The 985-nt window shown below is 68.0% G+C and carries 2 protein-coding genes; both read right to left on the bottom strand.

Annotation, left to right across the window (positions count from 1 at the left end; translation table 11 throughout):
• Positions 1 to 885 (bottom strand): NAD(P)(+) transhydrogenase (Re/Si-specific) subunit beta (locus KIP89_RS20230; protein ID WP_213756344.1); only part of this gene is annotated, 885 nt, incomplete at its 3' end.
• A gap of 10 nt (positions 886 to 895) precedes the next feature.
• Positions 896 to 985, bottom strand: a 90-nt coding sequence (locus KIP89_RS20225) for a proton-translocating transhydrogenase family protein (protein WP_213753692.1), incomplete at its 5' end; no start/stop codon positions are given.

Below are 985 nucleotides of genomic sequence, written 5' to 3'. Positions count from 1 at the left end.
CTTGACCGGACGGCTCTCCACCGCGCCGGCCGGGCCGGCCTGCGCGTCGCCGCCGAAGCCGCCGAGGATCACCGAGACGAAGCTGCGGTTCATGCCCTTGCACATGATGTAGGACAGGATCGCGCCGGAGGAGCCGACCAGCGCGCCGGTGATGATCAGCGCCGTGTTGCCCAGCGTGAAGCCGATGCCCGCCGCCGCCCAGCCGGAGTAGCTGTTCAGCATCGACACGACGACCGGCATGTCCGCCCCGCCGATCGGGATGATCAAGAGGCCGCCGAAGATCAGGCTGGCGATCACGATCAGCCAGAACACGGTGTGGCTCTCGGTGATGGTCAGCACCACCACCAGCACCACGATCAGCGCCGCCAGCGCGATGTTGATGAGGTGGCGGCCCGGCAGCAGGATCGGCTTGCCGGACATGTTGCCGTTGAGCTTGGCGAAGGCGATCACCGAGCCGGTGAAGGTGATGGCGCCGATGGCGACGCCCAGGCTCATCTCGACCAGCGCCTGCGCGTGGATATGGCCGGGATCGCCGATGCCGAACGCCGCCGGGGCGTAGAGCGCGGCCGCCGCCACCATCACCGCGGCAAGGCCGACCAGCGAGTGGAAGGCCGCCACCAGCTGCGGCATCTGCGTCATGGCGATGTTCTTGGCGATATAGGCGCCGGCGCCGCCGCCAATGGCGAGGCCGCCGATCACCAGCGCCCAGCCGCCGAGACCCGCCGGCGGCGAGGCCGCCAGCGTGGTGAGGATGGCGATGGTCATGCCGACCATGCCGAACAGATTGCCCTGGCGCGAGGTGGCGGGGCTGGACAGCCCGCGCAGCGCCATGATGAACAGGACGCCCGAGACGAGGTACAGCAGCGCGACGATATTGGCGTTCATATCCTCGCCCTCACTTCTTCTTCGAGTACATGGCGAGCATGCGGCTGGTCACCAGGAACCCGCCGAAGATGTTCACGCTGGCCAGAATGAGGCCGAGGAA

The organism is Ancylobacter radicis, assembly GCF_018449475.1.
Taxonomy (GTDB): domain Bacteria; phylum Pseudomonadota; class Alphaproteobacteria; order Rhizobiales; family Xanthobacteraceae; genus Ancylobacter; species Ancylobacter radicis.
Note: the sequence above shows the minus strand (reverse complement) of the source record. Positions and strands in the feature narration are given on the sequence as shown.